This is a genomic window from Carnobacterium inhibens subsp. inhibens DSM 13024 (assembly GCF_000746825.1).
In the GTDB taxonomy this organism is placed as follows: Bacteria; Bacillota; Bacilli; order Lactobacillales; family Carnobacteriaceae; genus Carnobacterium_B; species Carnobacterium_B inhibens.
Map to the genome: position 1 here is coordinate 1,751,660 of NZ_JQIV01000006.1, position 15,726 is coordinate 1,767,385.

General features: G+C 35.3%; 14 protein-coding genes, 1 tRNA gene and 2 riboswitches. Of the genes, 14 read left to right on the forward strand and 1 reads right to left on the reverse strand.

Annotated elements, in window-relative coordinates:
- The first annotated feature begins 5 nt into the window (after positions 1 to 5).
- The 10 genes from gyrA (at position 6) to BR65_RS09650 (ending at position 11,035) form a co-directional block, all read left to right on the forward strand.
- Positions 6 to 2,564, forward strand: coding sequence for a DNA gyrase subunit A (gyrA, locus tag BR65_RS09600; RefSeq protein WP_034538004.1), 2,559 nt, complete (start codon positions 6 to 8; stop codon positions 2,562 to 2,564).
- 217 nt (positions 2,565 to 2,781) lie between these two features.
- Positions 2,782 to 3,081, forward strand: a complete 300-nt coding sequence (gene rpsF, locus BR65_RS09610) for a 30S ribosomal protein S6 (RefSeq protein ID WP_023176496.1) — start codon at positions 2,782 to 2,784, stop codon at positions 3,079 to 3,081.
- A 47-nt stretch (positions 3,082 to 3,128) separates the two neighbouring features.
- Positions 3,129 to 3,644, forward strand: a complete 516-nt coding sequence (gene ssb, locus BR65_RS09615; RefSeq protein WP_023176497.1) for a single-stranded DNA-binding protein — start codon at positions 3,129 to 3,131, stop codon at positions 3,642 to 3,644.
- 29 nt (positions 3,645 to 3,673) lie between these two features.
- Complete coding sequence (rpsR, locus tag BR65_RS09620) at positions 3,674 to 3,913, forward strand: 30S ribosomal protein S18 (RefSeq protein WP_034538006.1); 240 nt, start codon at positions 3,674 to 3,676, stop codon at positions 3,911 to 3,913.
- 291 nt (positions 3,914 to 4,204) lie between these two features.
- A complete protein-coding gene (locus BR65_RS09625) occupies positions 4,205 to 6,205 on the forward strand; it encodes a DHH family phosphoesterase (RefSeq protein ID WP_023176498.1) in 2,001 nt (666 codons plus the stop codon).
- A gap of 4 nt (positions 6,206 to 6,209) precedes the next feature.
- Positions 6,210 to 6,665 carry a 50S ribosomal protein L9 gene (gene rplI, locus BR65_RS09630; protein WP_034538007.1) on the forward strand — a complete coding sequence of 152 codons (456 nt, stop codon included), beginning with the start codon at positions 6,210 to 6,212 and terminating at the stop codon, positions 6,663 to 6,665.
- A gap of 191 nt (positions 6,666 to 6,856) precedes the next feature.
- Positions 6,857 to 8,242: a replicative DNA helicase gene (dnaB, locus tag BR65_RS09635; protein WP_023176500.1), complete on the forward strand. Its 1,386-nt coding sequence runs from the start codon at positions 6,857 to 6,859 to the stop codon at positions 8,240 to 8,242.
- Positions 8,243 to 8,429: 187 nt separating this feature from the next.
- Complete coding sequence (locus BR65_RS09640) at positions 8,430 to 9,722, forward strand: adenylosuccinate synthase (RefSeq protein ID WP_023176501.1); 1,293 nt, start codon at positions 8,430 to 8,432, stop codon at positions 9,720 to 9,722.
- Between the two features lie 127 nt (positions 9,723 to 9,849).
- Positions 9,850 to 9,922: transfer RNA gene (locus BR65_RS09645), tRNA-Lys, on the forward strand.
- 297 nt (positions 9,923 to 10,219) lie between these two features.
- Positions 10,220 to 11,035 carry a ZIP family metal transporter gene (locus tag BR65_RS09650; protein ID WP_023176502.1) on the forward strand — a complete coding sequence of 272 codons (816 nt, stop codon included), beginning with the start codon at positions 10,220 to 10,222 and terminating at the stop codon, positions 11,033 to 11,035.
- A gap of 74 nt (positions 11,036 to 11,109) precedes the next feature.
- Here BR65_RS09650 and BR65_RS09655 read toward each other — a convergent pair whose 3' ends face one another.
- The gene (locus BR65_RS09655) at positions 11,110 to 11,325 is read right to left on the reverse strand and encodes a DUF378 domain-containing protein (protein ID WP_023176503.1); all 216 of its coding nucleotides are present in this window, start codon (positions 11,323 to 11,325) and stop codon (positions 11,110 to 11,112) included.
- A gap of 203 nt (positions 11,326 to 11,528) precedes the next feature.
- Here BR65_RS09655 and BR65_RS09660 point away from each other — a divergent pair, with 203 nt between their 5' ends.
- The 4 genes from BR65_RS09660 to thiE all read left to right on the forward strand — a co-directional run bounded on the left by BR65_RS09660 (position 11,529) and on the right by thiE (position 15,713).
- A complete protein-coding gene (locus tag BR65_RS09660) occupies positions 11,529 to 12,989 on the forward strand; it encodes an alpha-amylase (protein ID WP_023176504.1) in 1,461 nt (486 codons plus the stop codon).
- Between the two features lie 148 nt (positions 12,990 to 13,137).
- Positions 13,138 to 13,235: riboswitch (TPP riboswitch) on the forward strand.
- A gap of 57 nt (positions 13,236 to 13,292) precedes the next feature.
- Positions 13,293 to 13,391, forward strand: a riboswitch (TPP riboswitch).
- A 141-nt stretch (positions 13,392 to 13,532) separates the two neighbouring features.
- The gene (thiM, locus tag BR65_RS09665) at positions 13,533 to 14,276 is read left to right on the forward strand and encodes a hydroxyethylthiazole kinase (RefSeq protein WP_034538008.1); all 744 of its coding nucleotides are present in this window, start codon (positions 13,533 to 13,535) and stop codon (positions 14,274 to 14,276) included.
- Positions 14,273 to 15,088 carry a bifunctional hydroxymethylpyrimidine kinase/phosphomethylpyrimidine kinase gene (thiD, locus tag BR65_RS09670; RefSeq protein WP_034538009.1) on the forward strand — a complete coding sequence of 272 codons (816 nt, stop codon included), beginning with the start codon at positions 14,273 to 14,275 and terminating at the stop codon, positions 15,086 to 15,088. Before thiM ends, thiD begins: the two co-directional genes overlap by 4 nt.
- Entirely contained in the window at positions 15,078 to 15,713 is a 636-nt protein-coding gene (gene thiE, locus BR65_RS09675; protein WP_034538010.1) for a thiamine phosphate synthase, read from the forward strand. The genes thiD and thiE overlap by 11 nt, the downstream gene beginning before the upstream one ends.
- Positions 15,714 to 15,726 lie beyond the last annotated feature (13 nt).

The window sequence follows — 15,726 nt, forward strand, 5'->3', positions numbered from 1 at the left end:
AAAAAATGGCTGAAGAATTTAAAGAAAATATAAAAAATGTTGAACTAAGCCATGAAATGCGTGAATCATTCCTTGATTATGCAATGAGTGTTATTGTAGCACGCGCATTGCCGGATGTACGAGATGGTTTAAAACCAGTGCATCGCCGTATTTTGTATGGGATGAGTGAATTAGGCGTAACGCCTGATAAAGCGCATAAAAAATCAGCACGTATCGTTGGGGATGTTATGGGTAAATACCATCCTCATGGAGATAGTGCAATTTATGAATCAATGGTTCGTATGGCTCAAGATTGGAGTTACCGCTATCCGTTAGTGGATGGTCATGGAAACTTTGGATCAGTGGATGGCGATGGAGCTGCAGCAATGCGGTATACTGAAGCTCGTATGACGAAAATGGCTTTAGAAATGCTGCGCGATATCAATAAAGATACGATCGATTACCACGATAACTACGATGGATCAGAACGCGAACCAGACGTATTACCAGCTCGTTTCCCTAATTTACTTGTAAATGGAGTGACAGGAATCGCTGTTGGTATGGCTACTAATATTCCGCCACATAATCTAACTGAAGTTATCTCAGCATTACACATTTTGATGAAAAATCCTGATGCAACAACAGCAGATTTAATGGAAGCTATACCGGGACCTGATTTTCCAACCGGGGGACTAGTGATGGGTAAATCTGGTATCAGAAAAGCCTATGAAACTGGTAAAGGTTCGATCATGGTTCGAGCTAAAGTTGAAATTGAAATATTAAAAAATGGCAAAGAACGTATTATCGTGCACGAATTGCCTTATATGGTAAATAAAGCCAGATTAGTGGAACGGATTGCTGATTTAGCAAGAGATAAGAGAATCGAAGGTATCACCGATTTAGCAGATGAATCCGATCGTGATGGTATGCGTGTCGTGATCGATGTTAGACGTGATGTAAGTGCAAGTGTCGTATTAAATAATTTGTATAAATTAACTTCACTGCAAACGTCATTTGGTTTTAATATGTTAGCAATCGTAAACGGTGTTCCAAAAGTATTAAGTTTAAAATCCATTCTTGAAGAATACTTAAAACACCAAGAAGTGGTTATTCGCAGAAGAACAGCTTATGACAAGCGTAAAGCTGAAGCACGAGCTCATATTTTAGAAGGTTTAAGAATAGCGTTAGATCACATTGACGAAATTATTCGCATTATACGTGGTTCAAAAACTGGAGACATTGCTAAAACAACTTTAATTGAAACGTACGGTTTATCAGATAAACAAGCACAAGCTATTTTAGATATGCGAATGGTTCGATTAACTGGTTTAGAAAGAGATAAAATCGAATCAGAATACAATGAATTAATGGCTTTGATCTTAGATATGGCAGATATCTTAGCCAAACCCGAACGCGTACACATGATCATTGAAACGGAACTTCTTGAAGTTCAAGAAAAATTCGGAGATGCTCGTCGTACTGAATTATTGGTAGGAGAAGTACTAAGTCTTGAAGATGAAGACTTGATCGAAGAAGAAGACGTGGTTATTACATTAACCAATAAAGGGTATATCAAACGTCTTCCAAGTTCCGAATTTAAATCACAACGACGCGGTGGACGTGGTGTACAAGGTATGGGTGTTCATAATGATGATTTCATAGAAACCTTAGTATCTTGTTCTACTCATGATACGTTGCTGTTTTTTACAAATAATGGAAAAGTTTACCGTTCAAAAGGTTACGAAATTCCAGAATATGGACGTACAGCTAAGGGAATTCCTGTTATCAATTTATTAGGAATTGATTCTGGCGAAACCGTACAAGCTGTTATAAATGTCCGAGGAGAGGCAGAAGAAGAAATGTATCTCTTCTTTACGACTCGTCTTGGAACAGTTAAACGTACGAGTGTAAAAGCATTTTCTAATATCCGCAGCAATGGTCTGAAAGCGATCGTCTTAAAAGAAGATGACGAATTGATGTCGGTTTCTGTAACAGACGGCAATCAAAATATCATTATTGGAACACATTTAGGTTATGCTGTAAGCTTCCATGAAGATGATGTTCGAAATATGGGAAGAACGGCTAGTGGTGTTCGTGGTATTCGTTTGAGAGAAGATGATTATGTCATTGGAGTAGATTTGTTAACAGAAGACTCTGAAGTACTGATTATTACAGAAAAAGGATATGGAAAACGAACTAAGGCTAGTGAATATGCGATTAAAGGCCGTGGTGGTAAAGGAATAAAAACAGCTAATATTACAAGTAAAAATGGAAACTTAGCTGGTCTGACGACTGTGAAAGGCGAAGAAGATATCATGTTGATTACAAATACAGGTGTTATTATTCGTTTTAATGTCTCTGCAGTGTCACAAACAGGCCGTGCAACACTAGGTGTTCGCGTGATTCGAGTAGCAGATGATGTGAAAGTTTCGACAATGGCTAAAGTAGAGCCAGAAGATGAAAAAGAGGATTCAGAGCTATTAGAAAATAGTATTGAAGGTACATCTGTAGAGATTGATGAAACAAGTGATGTGATTCAAGAAACAGATCTAACAGAAGAAAATGACGATTTAACAGAAGAATAATAGTGAGAAGGAGAGATGACTTTTAGTCTCTCTCTTTTTTTGGAGTGTTGCTTAAAAAGCTAAAAATAATTTTTTTGAATCAGATAAGTTTACACTATTGATTTTTGCAATAGGCTGTGCTATACTAAACGGACGTGAGTAATCTACTGCAACATTAATAGAATACTCTCCTTGCTCTGTAAAAAGAGCCAAAGTCCATAAGGAGGTGACAGTCAAGATGAGTAAAGCAGCAAAATATGAAATTTTATACATTATCCGTCCAAACATCGATGAAGCTGAAAAAACAGCTTTAGTTGAACGCTTTGACACTATTTTAAAAGATAATGGTGCTGAAATCACTGAATCTAAAGACTGGTCGAAACGTCGTTTTGCTTACGAAATCAAAGATTTCCACGAAGGAATCTACCATATCGTAAAACTTACTGCTAATGATGCAGCTGCAATCAACGAATTCGACCGTTTATCTAAAATCAGTTCTGATATTCTGCGTCATATGACAATTAGAGAAGAAGACTAAGCAAAAATGTTTCACATGAAACATTTTTATCGGAAGGAGTGGACAATGTGATTAACAATGTTGTTTTAGTTGGAAGATTAACAAAAGATGCTGATTTAAGATACACTTCAAATGGCACAGCGGTAGCAACTTTTTCATTGGCTGTAAACAGACAGTTTACAAACCAAAAAGGTGAACGAGATGCAGATTTTATTAACTGTGTAATTTGGAGGAAAAGTGCTGAATCATTTGCAAATTTCACTAGAAAAGGTGCATTAGTAGGTGTAGAAGGCCGTATTCAAACTCGTTCTTATGATAATCAACAAGGGCAACGTGTGTATGTTACAGAAGTAGTTGTTGAAACGTTCTCATTATTAGAATCAAAATCTAAGAGTGAACAACGTAAAGATCAAAGTGATTCAAACTCTGGATCGTATGGTTCTCAACAAAGTTCTTACAATAATACACAAGGTAACTCACAAGAAGCTCCCCGTAACCAACAATATCAAAATTTTGGAAACTCTGATCCATTTGAGAAGAGCGGACAACCAATTGATATTTCAGATGACGATTTACCATTCTAAAAGGAATGGGAAATAAAGGAGGAAATGAAATGGCTCAACAACATAGAGGCGGAAAGAAACGCCGTAAAGTTGACTTCTTTGCAGCAAACCATATTGAACATGTGGACTATAAAGATGTTGATCTTTTGAAACGCTTTATCTCTGAAAGAGGTAGAATTTTACCGCGTCGTGTTACTGGAACATACGCTAAAAACCAACGTAAATTAACTAAAGCAATCAAACGTGCTCGTATTATGGGATTATTACCTTTCGTAACTGACGAACAATAAAAAGACAAAGAGAATCGTAATTTTACGATTCTCTTTTTTATTGAGATAATTAATTTATGCAGTTTTTAGGTGATTTAAAAATAAAACAAATAAGTAGAGAAAAGTCGGGAAATACTTGTAGTATTGTTCTCGGTTTTTTTATTTTTTAATTTATAAATAGAGAATGGGAAAGTTTCACGTGAAACATTTTGTCGCTATTGTTTCATGTGAAACAAGTTGTCTACTAAGAGAACAAGTGGTAAAATAGAGAATGAACTTTACTTAGGAAAGAGATGGAAAAAGGGGCATATTATGAATAAGAAACTATCTCAAGAAAAACTCCCAGAATTCTTGAATAATAAAAAAATACAAACGATTATAGCTGTTATAATGGTATTGCAATTAGCTACAATTATTCTGGGATTTATAGCTAGCTTTGGAATTGGTTTAGCTTTATTGGTCATTTTTATTGTTGTTTTAGTCTTGTTGTATAATTTAATTAAAAAGTTATCGATTGAAAATAGAAAATACATTTCTGATTTAGCTTTTCGAATTAAGCGTGGAGAACAAGAAGCCTTAATAAAAATGCCAATTGGTATTCTATTGTTTAATGAAAATCTGCAGTTGCAGTGGATCAATCCCTATCTTCAATCTCACTTAGGTTATCAAGAAGTCTTAGGAAAACAAATAAAAGATGTTGATAGCGAATTAGCTAGAATTGTTAAAGAAAGTCAAGATTCAGGTTTGAAAACTGCTAAATGGGGAAATAAAGTTTTTCAAATTATTGTCCAAAAAGATATAAAAGTTGTGTATCTTATGGATATTACAGAATACGCTAACATTCAATCTAAATACGAAGATGAAAAAATTGTTATCGGAAATATCTTTGTTGATAACCATGATGAAATTACTCAAGGGATGACAGATAGAAATATATCTAATTTAGATAACTTTATTACAACACAATTATCTAATTGGGCAAAATCTCATCATGTGTACTTAAAACGTATTACTGAGGATCGCTTTATCGTTATGATGCATTATGGGTCTTTAGAAAAAATGGAAGAAGAAAAATTCAGCATTATTGATCAAATTAGAGAAAGAACTTCAAAACAAAACTTCCCGTTAACATTAAGTATTGGACTAGCCTATGGATCTGATGATTTAAGTGAATTGTCTAAGTTATCTCAAAGTAATTTAGATTTGGCTTTAGGGCGAGGCGGAGACCAAGTTGTTGTTAAAGGATACGATACTGAACCTCGTTATTATGGTGGTAAAACGAATCCTATGGAAAAAAGAACGCGTGTTCGTTCTAGGATGATTAGTCAAGCTCTCCAAGAACTAATGAAGCATTCGGATCAAATTTTTATTATGGGACATAAGTATCCTGACTTAGATGCAATTGGTGCCTCTTTAGGAATCAGAAGAATTGCTGAAATGAATAACAAAGAAGCATGGGTTATTGTAGAACCGAAAGAGTTTAGTAAAGATATCTCTAAATTAATGAAAGAAGTTGAAGAGGATAATCAAATTAGCCGCTACATTATAACACCGTCTGTTGCAGAACAAATGATTACGGCTAATAGTTTAGTGGTGTTGGTTGATTTTCATCGTCCATCTATGGGAATCGCGCCAGACTTGATTACACGTACGAATAAAGTAGTAGTCATTGACCATCATCGTCGTGGAGAAGCTTTTCCAGAGAATCCAGCGCTGGTTTATATTGAACCTTATGCGTCGTCTTCAGCCGAATTGATTACAGAACTATTTGAATACCAATCTGAAGAAGCAGATCCAATCAATAAAATTGAAGCGACTGCTTTGTTAGGTGGAATTATAGTCGATACCAATAGTTTTTCTCTTAGAACTGGATCACGTACATTTGATGCTGCAAGTTATTTGAGATCTTGCGGAGCTGATGCTGTAATGATTCAACGTCTTCTAAAAGAAGATAAAGAAACCTATCTTCTTCGTAGCCACTTGATTGAGACTATTGAGTTTATTACTAAAAATATAGCCGTTGCTATTGGAGAAGAAGAGAGTATATATGATACAGTAGTAGCAGCACAAACAGCTGACACGATGCTTTCAATGTCCAATATAGACGCTGCATTTGTTATCACTAAGCGTACTGACAACCGTATTGGTATTAGTGCTCGTAGTTTAGGTGAAATCAATGTACAGGTCATTATGGAACAACTAGGTGGTGGCGGACATTTATCTAATGCAGCTACGCAATTAGAAAATATTACGATAAAAGAAGCAAAAGAACAATTGCGTGAGGTTATTTTAAACCAAACTAAGGAGGAATAAAATTATGAAAGTTATATTTTTAGCAGATGTAAAAGGTAAAGGAAAAAAAGGCGAGGTAAAAAACGTTGCTGATGGGTACGCACATAACTTTTTACTAAAAAATAATTTAGCTAAAGAAGCTACTTCAGCTAGTATTAGTGAATTGAATGGTAAAATAAAAGCGGATGAAAAAAAAGAAGAAGAGATTCTACAAGAAGCTAAAAAGGTAAAAGAATTTCTCGAAAAAGATGAAAATGCAATCGAGATTAAAACAAAAGCTGCTGAAGATGGTCGTTTGTTTGGTTCAGTTACAACAAAACAAATCGCTGCTGCAGCACAAAAGCAGTTAAACATAAAACTTGATAAACGTAAAATAGAATTACCCGTTCCAATCAGAAGTTTAGCTTCAATGAAAATCGACGTGAAAATTCATCCTGAAGTAGTTGCAACAATTACTGTCAGAGTTTTACCAGAAAATTAAATGAATGAAACAAAACATTTGGCTTAAAAACATTTTAAGAGCCAAATGTTTTTTGTTTAAAATAAAAAAGGGAACGAGAGTTCTTTTTGGTAGATTGTGTTTGGGGTTGTTTTAAGGTAAAATAATAGAATTGAATCCAACAAAAAAATCCAAACTAAAAAGAGTGTTGATAATGAAGGGGAGAGAATTTATTGGTACAAGAAGCTTTTCAAGATCGCTTACCGCCACAGAGTATAGAAGCTGAACAAGCTGTTTTAGGTTCAATATTTCTAGATCCTGAGACGGTTGTTGGCGCTTTAGAATTTATTGAGTCGAAGGATTTTTATCGTCGCGGACATCAATTGATATTTCAATCAATGTTAGAATTAAATAACCATAATGAAGCTATCGATATCGTTACAGTAACCAATGCACTAGAATCTAAAAATCAGCTAGAAGATATTGGCGGAATGGCTTACTTAGCAGAATTAGCTGTCGCTGTCCCAACAGCTGCTAATATGGAGTATTACGCAAAGATAGTAGAACAAAAAGCTATTTTACGAAATCTGATCCATACAGCAACAGACATCGTTACTAAAGGATATGAAGAAGGAGACGAGCTGGCATCGATTTTAGACGAGGCAGAGCGTAGTATTCTAGAAGTATCTGAAAGACGCAACAGGAGCGGTTTTTTAGCTATTTCAGACGTGTTGAACAGCTCTATTGCACAAATAGATCAGCTGTATCAAAATAATGAAGAAATTACTGGTTTGCCTACAGGTTATCAGGCATTAGATAAAATGACAGCTGGACTACAAAAAGAAGAATTAATTATTTTAGCTGCGCGTCCCGCTGTAGGGAAAACGGCATTTGCTTTAAATATTGCTCAAAATATTGGAACAAAGACGGATGAAACAGTTGCTATTTTTAGTTTAGAAATGGGTGCTGAATCGCTTGTCAATCGTATGCTTTGCGCAGAGGGCAGTATTGATGCCGGTCATTTAAGAACAGGGACATTATCAGAAGAAGAATGGCAAAGTCTGATCGTAGCCATGGGTAGTTTATCCAAAGCCAATATTTATATAGATGATACTCCTGGAATCAGAATCGCTGAAATTCGTGCGAAATGTCGTCGATTAAAGCAAGAAAAAGGAAATCTAGGTTTAGTGTTAATTGATTATCTACAGTTGATTGAAGGAACGGGTCGCGAAAGCAGACAACAAGAAGTTTCTGAAATTTCTCGTCAGTTAAAAAAATTAGCAAAAGAATTAAAAGTACCCGTTATTGCATTGTCTCAATTATCTCGTGGTGTTGAACAACGTCAAGATAAACGTCCAGTATTAAGTGATATTCGTGAATCTGGATCAATCGAGCAAGATGCGGACATAGTAGCCTTCTTGTACAGAGATGATTATTATGATCGTGAAGATGGAGAAGATGACGATGACCACGAATCTGCTGGAGAAGATAATGTGATAGAAGTTATTATTGAAAAGAACAGAAGTGGTGCAAGAGGCACGGTTAAATTACTATTTATAAAAGAATACAATAAATTTTCATCATTGAGCTATTACCCTGATGATATGGCTCAACGTTAAAAAAGACTAATGCGAATTATTGTTCGCATTTTGTCTTTTTTTTTGTTGATAAAAAAAATATTGTTCGTTTATTTCGTGTTTTTTAGTTAAAAAAAAATTAAATATTCGTTTTTAGGTTGAAACAATCATATATTACTGATAGTATTAATAAGTATTTGGGTTAAAAAAAAATTAATGAGGTGTTCATATGTCTTCAGTAGTAGTAGTTGGTACACAATGGGGCGATGAAGGAAAAGGAAAGATTACAGATTTTTTAAGTGAAAATGCAGAAGTCATTGCACGTTATCAAGGCGGCGACAATGCTGGACACACCATTCAATTTGATGGTGTAACTTTCAAATTACACTTAATTCCATCAGGTATTTTCTATAAAGATAAAATTAGTGTTATTGGAAATGGTGTTGTTGTAAATCCTAAAGCACTTGTTAAAGAGTTAGCTTACTTGCATGAAAGAGGCATAACAACTGACAATCTACGTATATCTGATCGTGCACATGTTATTTTGCCTTATCATATTCAACTAGATCAATTACAAGAAGATTCTAAAGGCGATCAAAAAATCGGAACGACAATCAAAGGTATTGGTCCAGCTTATATGGACAAAGCAGCACGTGTCGGAATCCGAATTGCTGACTTATTAGATAAAGAGATTTTTGAAGAACGTTTACGTATTAACTTAGAAGAAAAAAATCGTAGTTTTGTAAAAATGTTTGATTCTACTGCAATTGAATTTGAAGATATTTTTGAAGAATATTACCAATACGGTCAAGAGCTTAAACAATATGTTTGTGATACTTCAGTTGTCTTAAATGATGCTTTAGATGATGGCAAACGCGTATTATTTGAAGGTGCTCAAGGTGTTATGTTGGATATTGATCAAGGTACGTATCCTTTCGTTACATCTTCTAACCCAGTGGCTGGTGGAGTGACAATCGGTAGTGGTGTTGGTCCTTCAAAAATTGATAAAGTAGTCGGTGTATGTAAAGCTTATACTTCACGTGTGGGAGATGGTCCATTCCCAACTGAATTATTTGACGAAGTTGGGCAACGAATTCGCGATATTGGTCGTGAATATGGTACAACAACAGGTCGTCCACGTCGTATTGGTTGGTTTGATACAGTAGTGATGCGTCATTCAAAACGTGTATCTGGTATTACTAATCTTTCTTTAAACTCAATCGACGTTTTAAGTGGATTAGAAACGGTTAAAATTTGTACTGCTTATGAACGTAATGGAGAAGAAATTTTACACTACCCAGCAAGTTTAAAAGAACTAGCTGAATGTACACCAATCTATGAAGAACTACCAGGTTGGAGCGAAGATATTACAGAATGCCGTACTTTAGCAGAGCTTCCTGAAAATGCAAGAAATTATGTACACCGCATTTCTGAATTAGTAGGTGTCCGTATTTCAACTTTCTCAGTTGGACCTGACCGTGAACAAACAAACATATTAGAAAGTGTTTGGGCACAAGTTTAATAAAAAATCGATTAACCAAGCAAATCGTTACGTTTGTTTGGTTAATTTTTTTAAATAAAATTTATTTTTTCTGCATAAAAACAAAAAAATGTGGTAAAATGTATTTTGTAAGTGAAATTCACAAAAAGGGTTGTTAGCTCAGTTGGTAGAGCAGCTGACTCTTAATCAGCGGGTCGAGGGTTCGAACCCCCCACAGCCCATATATAAATACTTGTAAAATACCTTATTTGAGTAAGGTATTTTTTTTGTACTATTTTATTGATGAGTAATGTAAAAAATAAATGAAAATATTTTTATCATTCATATAAATAGATTAGTCCGTTTCTTATTTGGCTAAGCGTAAACAATGGAAACGTCTATCAAAATGAAAAGAGTAAAGCGAGTAATTATTCTTTTTAGCTGAATCCGTATTCAAGTATTTGTGAAAAAATGGAAAGACTATTATACTGAAATAGAAGAATAAGATAGTTACTATTCTATTAAGAGGAGTGAAGTAATTGGTTGAATTTTTTAGTTCTTTAAGCCCACTTGTACAAACGATAATTGCGACGCTCTTTACCTGGGGAATGACTGCTTTAGGAGCCACTTTAGTATTCACTACCAAAAATGTTAATCAAAAGTTAATGGATGGAATGCTAGGTTTTGCTGGAGGAGTAATGATAGCGGCAAGTTTTTGGTCACTATTATCGCCAGCTCTGTCAATGGCTGAAAGCGGACCGATACCTGCTTGGATACCTGCTGCAATTGGTTTTATGCTAGGGGGAATTTTTTTATGGAGTGCAGATAATGTTTTGCCCCATTTAAATCCTAATATGCCTCCAGCAGAAGCTGAAGGGGTGAATCCTCAAAAAAGAAAACGCAGTACATTATTAGTTTTAGCGATTACGATGCATAATATACCTGAGGGTTTAGCAGTAGGTGTTGCATTTGGATCCGTTGCAACTGGGAATCCAGAAGCCTCTATCGCTGGAGCTGTTGCTTTAGCAATTGGTATGGGAATCCAGAATTTTCCAGAAGGAACTGCGGTTGCTATGCCCTTAAGACGTGATGGTATGTCTAGAGCGAAAAGTTTTTACTATGGTCAACTTTCGGGAGCTGTTGAACCGATAGCGGCTATAGTAGGGGTATTAGCTGTTACAGTAATGGAACCATTGCTTCCATATGCTTTAAGTTTTGCAGCAGGAGCTATGATCTTTGTTGTTGCTGAAGAAGTTATACCTGGTTCACAAGAAAATGGAAATAAAGATTTAGCATCTATGTGGTTGATGATTGGTTTTACAATCATGATGATCTTAGATGTAGCTCTGGGATAGAAAAGAAAAAAAGGGACTCAACAAATTAATGTTGAGTCCTTTTTGTGTAGCTAGTTTAAATTTCAAGAGGCGAATTAGTCTCTGTCTCTGCGATTTGACGTTAATAATGGGAAAAACTTCAAGGAATAAAGTGCACACAAGCCAACGATGATATAAACAATTTTTGATAATAGCGATGTTTGTCCTCCAAAAAGCGTAGCAACAAGATCAAATTCAAAGAGTCCAACCAACAACCAGTTTAAACCACCTACAATTAGCAATGCTAACGCAATACTATCCAATGTTTTCATTTAAATCCCTCCTTTATTTGATAATACCACTATACTTGTTTCAGAATTAGTTGTCGATTAAAGTGTCTTATGAAAAAAGGTAACCTTTTTATTATTCTTTCCAAATAAAAAATGGTAAGATTGCTAAAATTATAGTGAATTTTAAATGTACAAAAAGTGATTAAATAAAAACGAATGAAGTAAATGGGGAAGGAAGTAAAAACATGCTTAAAAATGGACTAATGATGCAATATTTTGAGTGGTATATAGAAGATGATGGTAACCATTGGAAACGTTTAAAGGAAGATGCAAAACATTTAAGTGAAATTGGAATAACCAGTGTATGGATTCCACCATGTTTTAAAGGTACAGGAACACAAGACAATGGATACGGAATATATGATTTATACGATTTAGGTGAGTTTGATCAAAAAGGTACTATCCGCACAAAGTATGGTACAAAAGAAGAATTAATAGCAGCAATTGATGAGCTGCATAAATACGAAATCCAAGTTTATGCAGATGTTGTTTTAAATCATAAAGCAGGCGCAGATGGAGTTGAACGATTTAAAGCGATTGAAGTGGATCCTGATGATCGCAATCAAACAATCAGTGAACCCTATGAAATTGAAGGATGGACAGAGTTTACTTTTCCAGGTAGAAAAGGGAAATACTCTGATTTCCAATGGCATTGGTACCATTTTTCAGGAACGGATTACAATCAAGAAAACGAGAAAAAAGCTATTTATCGTATTGAAGGTCAAAATAAAGGCTGGGCCGATGACGAAACAGTAGATAACGAGTATGGCAATTACGATTACCTCATGTATGCTGATATTGATTATAGTCATCCAGAAGTTGTTGAAGAAACAAAAAAATGGGCTAATTGGTTTATTGCAGAAACTGGAGTAGATGGTTTTAGGTTAGATGCTGTCAAACATATTAACGAAAATTTTATTTATGAATTACGCGAAAGTATTGAATCTAATTTTGGCAAACAATTTTTTATTGTGGGAGAGTATTGGGACCAAAATTACTCTAGTTTAAAGAATTATTTAGAGAGCCAAGGCTATAAAATGGATCTATTTGACGTAGGATTGCATCACCAATTAGAACAAGCTTCAAAAATGGGTAACGAATTTGATTTGACACAATTATTTGATCAAACGTTAATCCAAAATAATCCCATGCAAGCTGTAACTTTTGTAGATAATCATGATTCTCAACCAAATCAATCGCTGGAATCCTTTATTGAGCCATGGTTTAAGCCTGCAGCTTATGGAGTTATCTTACTAAGACAAGAAGGCTATCCAGTGCTCTTTTACGGTGATTATTACGGTATCAAAGGGGATGATCCGATTGAACCTCAACGTGAAGTAATCGATAAATTATTGTACCTTAAAAAGAATTATGCTTATGGAAATCAAACAGATTATTTTGATCACAGAAATTGTATTGGTTGGACTCGATCAGGAAATGAAGAGTATCCAAAAGGGTGTGCTGTAGTCATCTCAAATAGTGAAGCTGGCTTTAAGGATATGTTTGTAGGAGAAGACAAAAGCGGATGCGTTTATGAAGATTATCTAGGTAATTGTACAAATAAAATAACGATTGATGAAGAAGGTAATGGTCATTTTCTTGTAGAAGCTGGTTCTGTATCTGTGTGGGTGAATAAAGAAGAATAATTAAATTAAAAGAAAAAGATCGAATTGTTGCTAACTAATGAATAGACTGAAAAAGTTTATTCATTAGTTATTTTTTTGTACTCTTAATGTCTAATTACTTAAGAGAATTGATTAAATAGTTTGTATATAGTAAGCTTATAAGTAATTAAATGTTTTGCAGGGGGACACATTTGTGTTGAGAAGGTAAAACCTGACCCTTTGAACCTGTTAGTTAACACTGACGTAGGGAGCACTAGGTACATATCTGTTAAATTATACGTACTGAGCTCTCCATTTCTATGGGGAGCTTTTCTTTTGTAAAACTTTTAATTGCGGGGGGACACGCTTGTGTTGAGAAGGTTAAAACCTGACCCTTTGAACCTGTTAGTTAATACTGACGTAGGGAGCGATTAGTGTTTTTTTCATACACTTTTTTTAGCCTCTACGCTTTTTGTAGAGGCTTTTTTTGCTTGCGTCCAAAATAAAGGAGGACTGAGAGTTAGATTTTTGAAGAATGGTGAAAAGAAATGGCAGACAAAAAAGTAGAGGAAAGAGGAATGAAATATGTTAATACAAATTAAAAAAAAAGCTCCTTTAGTGCATTGCATGACGAATTACGTAGTTGCTAATTTCACAGCGAATGGGTTACTTGCAGTCGGTGCTTCGCCTATTATGGCTGATGAAGTTAAAGAGGTATCTGAAATAGTATCGATTTCTCAAGCATTGCTTATTAACATTGGAACAGTGAATGACCGTACAGCAGAAGCTATGCTGCTTGCAGGCAAAAAAGCAAATGAATTATCTATTCCTATTGTGTTGGATCCAGTAGGTGTTGGTTCTACAAGTTATCGCAAACAATTGGTTAAGCACCTTCTGAAGAAAATTCAGTTTGATTTAATTCGGTGCAATGCAGGTGAGCTAGCGGCAATTGCCGGTGAGGTTTGGCAACCAAAAGGTGTAGATAGCGGCACAGGTGAAATAGATATTGCTAAAATCGCAAAACGAGTTGCTTTGCAGTATACGTGCCTTGTCATTGTAACGGGTGAATCAGATTTTATAACAGATGGGCATGAGGGAATTCATGTTTCAGGAGGCAAGAAAATAGCGACACACATCACAGGTACTGGGTGTTTATTAAGTGCTATCTGTGCAGCGTCGCTTGCGAGCAGCGGTATGAATCCAATGCAAAGTTTAGCAGCGACGTTAAAAGATTACAAGCAAGCTGCTGAACAAAGTACAAATGAAGTGGGTACGTTTGCTTTACAATTTATGAACACATTACAAAAATTATCGGAGGTTGAGAGATGACTGCACTAACAATAGCTGGATCAGATTCAGGTGGCGGTGCTGGAATTCAAGCGGATATAAAAACATTTCAAGAACTGGGTGTATTTGGAACAACAGCAATAACAGCATTAACTGATCAAAATACACTAGGAGTACACGGTATTTTTGAAGTATCGCCAATTTTTGTACAGCAACAATTACAAACAATACTAGATGATTTTTCTGTAAAAGCAATTAAAACAGGAATGTTATTTTCAGCTGAAATTATTGAAGTTGTGGCTAAAATCGTACAACAATACCAAATTCCACTAATCGTTGATCCAGTGATGATTGCAAAAGGCGGAGCAAGTCTTTTACAAGATGAAGCAGTAAAAACGTTAATCGAAAAGCTGTTTCCTTATACAACAATTTGCACACCAAATATCCCTGAGGCAGAACTTTTAACAGGCAAACGGATTAAAAATGTTAAAGATATTGAAGAAGCTGCACAGCAAATCCTTCAAATGGGGGTTGAATGCGTGATTATAAAAGGAGGTCATTTAGATGGAGAACAGGCAACGGATAGAGTATACACTCGTCAGCATTCTTTTTCAATAAGTACCCCTCGTATACAAACAAAAGATACACATGGGACAGGTTGTACATTTTCTGCAGCTCTTACAGCAAATATTGCAAAAGGACTGTCCATACATGAATCGATTATTGAAGCAAAAAAATTCATCCATCTAGCTATTTCTACCCCTCTTCATATTGGAAATGGTCATGGACCAACAAATCATTTTGCTTATAACGATCAAAAAAGAACCTGTGAGGTAGCAGTAAATGAACTGTAATATTTTGAACGTTTATTTTATAATGGGTACAGTGAACTGTAGAAAAGATCCTTTGGAAACCCTTGAAGAAGCTTTACAAGCAGGGATTACTTGTTTTCAATTACGTGAAAAGGGTGAAGGGTCTTTAACAGGTAAAGCGTATGAAGAGTTTGCTCGTGCTTGTCAAAAAATGTGTCAAGCTTACCAAGTACCGTTTATCGTCAATGATGATGTAGAGCTTGCATTTAAATTAAATGCGGATGGTTTTCATATCGGCCAAGAAGATCTAGCGCTTCCTATATTTCGTGAAAAAGCAAAAGGAAAAATAGTGGGTGTTTCTGTACACAATTCTAGAGAAATGGAACAAGCGATACTTAACGGAGCAGATTACGTCGGAATTGGTCCACTATATAAAACGCAATCTAAAAAAGATGCGAAGCCTCCTGCTGGGTTGTATTTTTTAAAAGCTATACGAAAACAATTTGCTAACTTTCCAATTGTAGGAATAGGTGGAATTACAGAAGAAAATGCTAATGCCGTTCGTTCTTCAGGCGCAGACGGTGTGTCTGTTATTTCAGTTATTTGCCACAGTGAAGATATTGGACAAACCGTTAAGAATCTACTGTCAAAGAAAAAAATAAACTAATTATTTAGAGGAT

Bases quoted from the DNA above. Each gene is read 5' to 3' on its own strand.
- BR65_RS09640 (WP_023176501.1), top strand. From the start codon at position 8,430: ATGTCTTCAGTAGTAGTAGTTGGTACACAATGGGGCGATGAAGGAAAA.
- BR65_RS09625 (WP_023176498.1), top strand. From the start codon at position 4,205: ATGAATAAGAAACTATCTCAAGAAAAACTCCCAGAATTCTTGAATAAT.
- gyrA (WP_034538004.1), top strand. From the start codon at position 6: ATGGCTGAAGAATTTAAAGAAAATATAAAAAATGTTGAACTAAGCCAT.
- BR65_RS09655 (WP_023176503.1), bottom strand. From the start codon at position 11,325: ATGAAAACATTGGATAGTATTGCGTTAGCATTGCTAATTGTAGGTGGT.
- rpsR (WP_034538006.1), top strand. From the start codon at position 3,674: ATGGCTCAACAACATAGAGGCGGAAAGAAACGCCGTAAAGTTGACTTC.
- BR65_RS09660 (WP_023176504.1), top strand. From the start codon at position 11,529: ATGCTTAAAAATGGACTAATGATGCAATATTTTGAGTGGTATATAGAA.
- thiD (WP_034538009.1), top strand. From the start codon at position 14,273: ATGACTGCACTAACAATAGCTGGATCAGATTCAGGTGGCGGTGCTGGA.
- thiM (WP_034538008.1), top strand. From the start codon at position 13,533: ATGTTAATACAAATTAAAAAAAAAGCTCCTTTAGTGCATTGCATGACG.
- rpsF (WP_023176496.1), top strand. From the start codon at position 2,782: ATGAGTAAAGCAGCAAAATATGAAATTTTATACATTATCCGTCCAAAC.
- rplI (WP_034538007.1), top strand. From the start codon at position 6,210: ATGAAAGTTATATTTTTAGCAGATGTAAAAGGTAAAGGAAAAAAAGGC.
- thiE (WP_034538010.1), top strand. From the start codon at position 15,078: ATGAACTGTAATATTTTGAACGTTTATTTTATAATGGGTACAGTGAAC.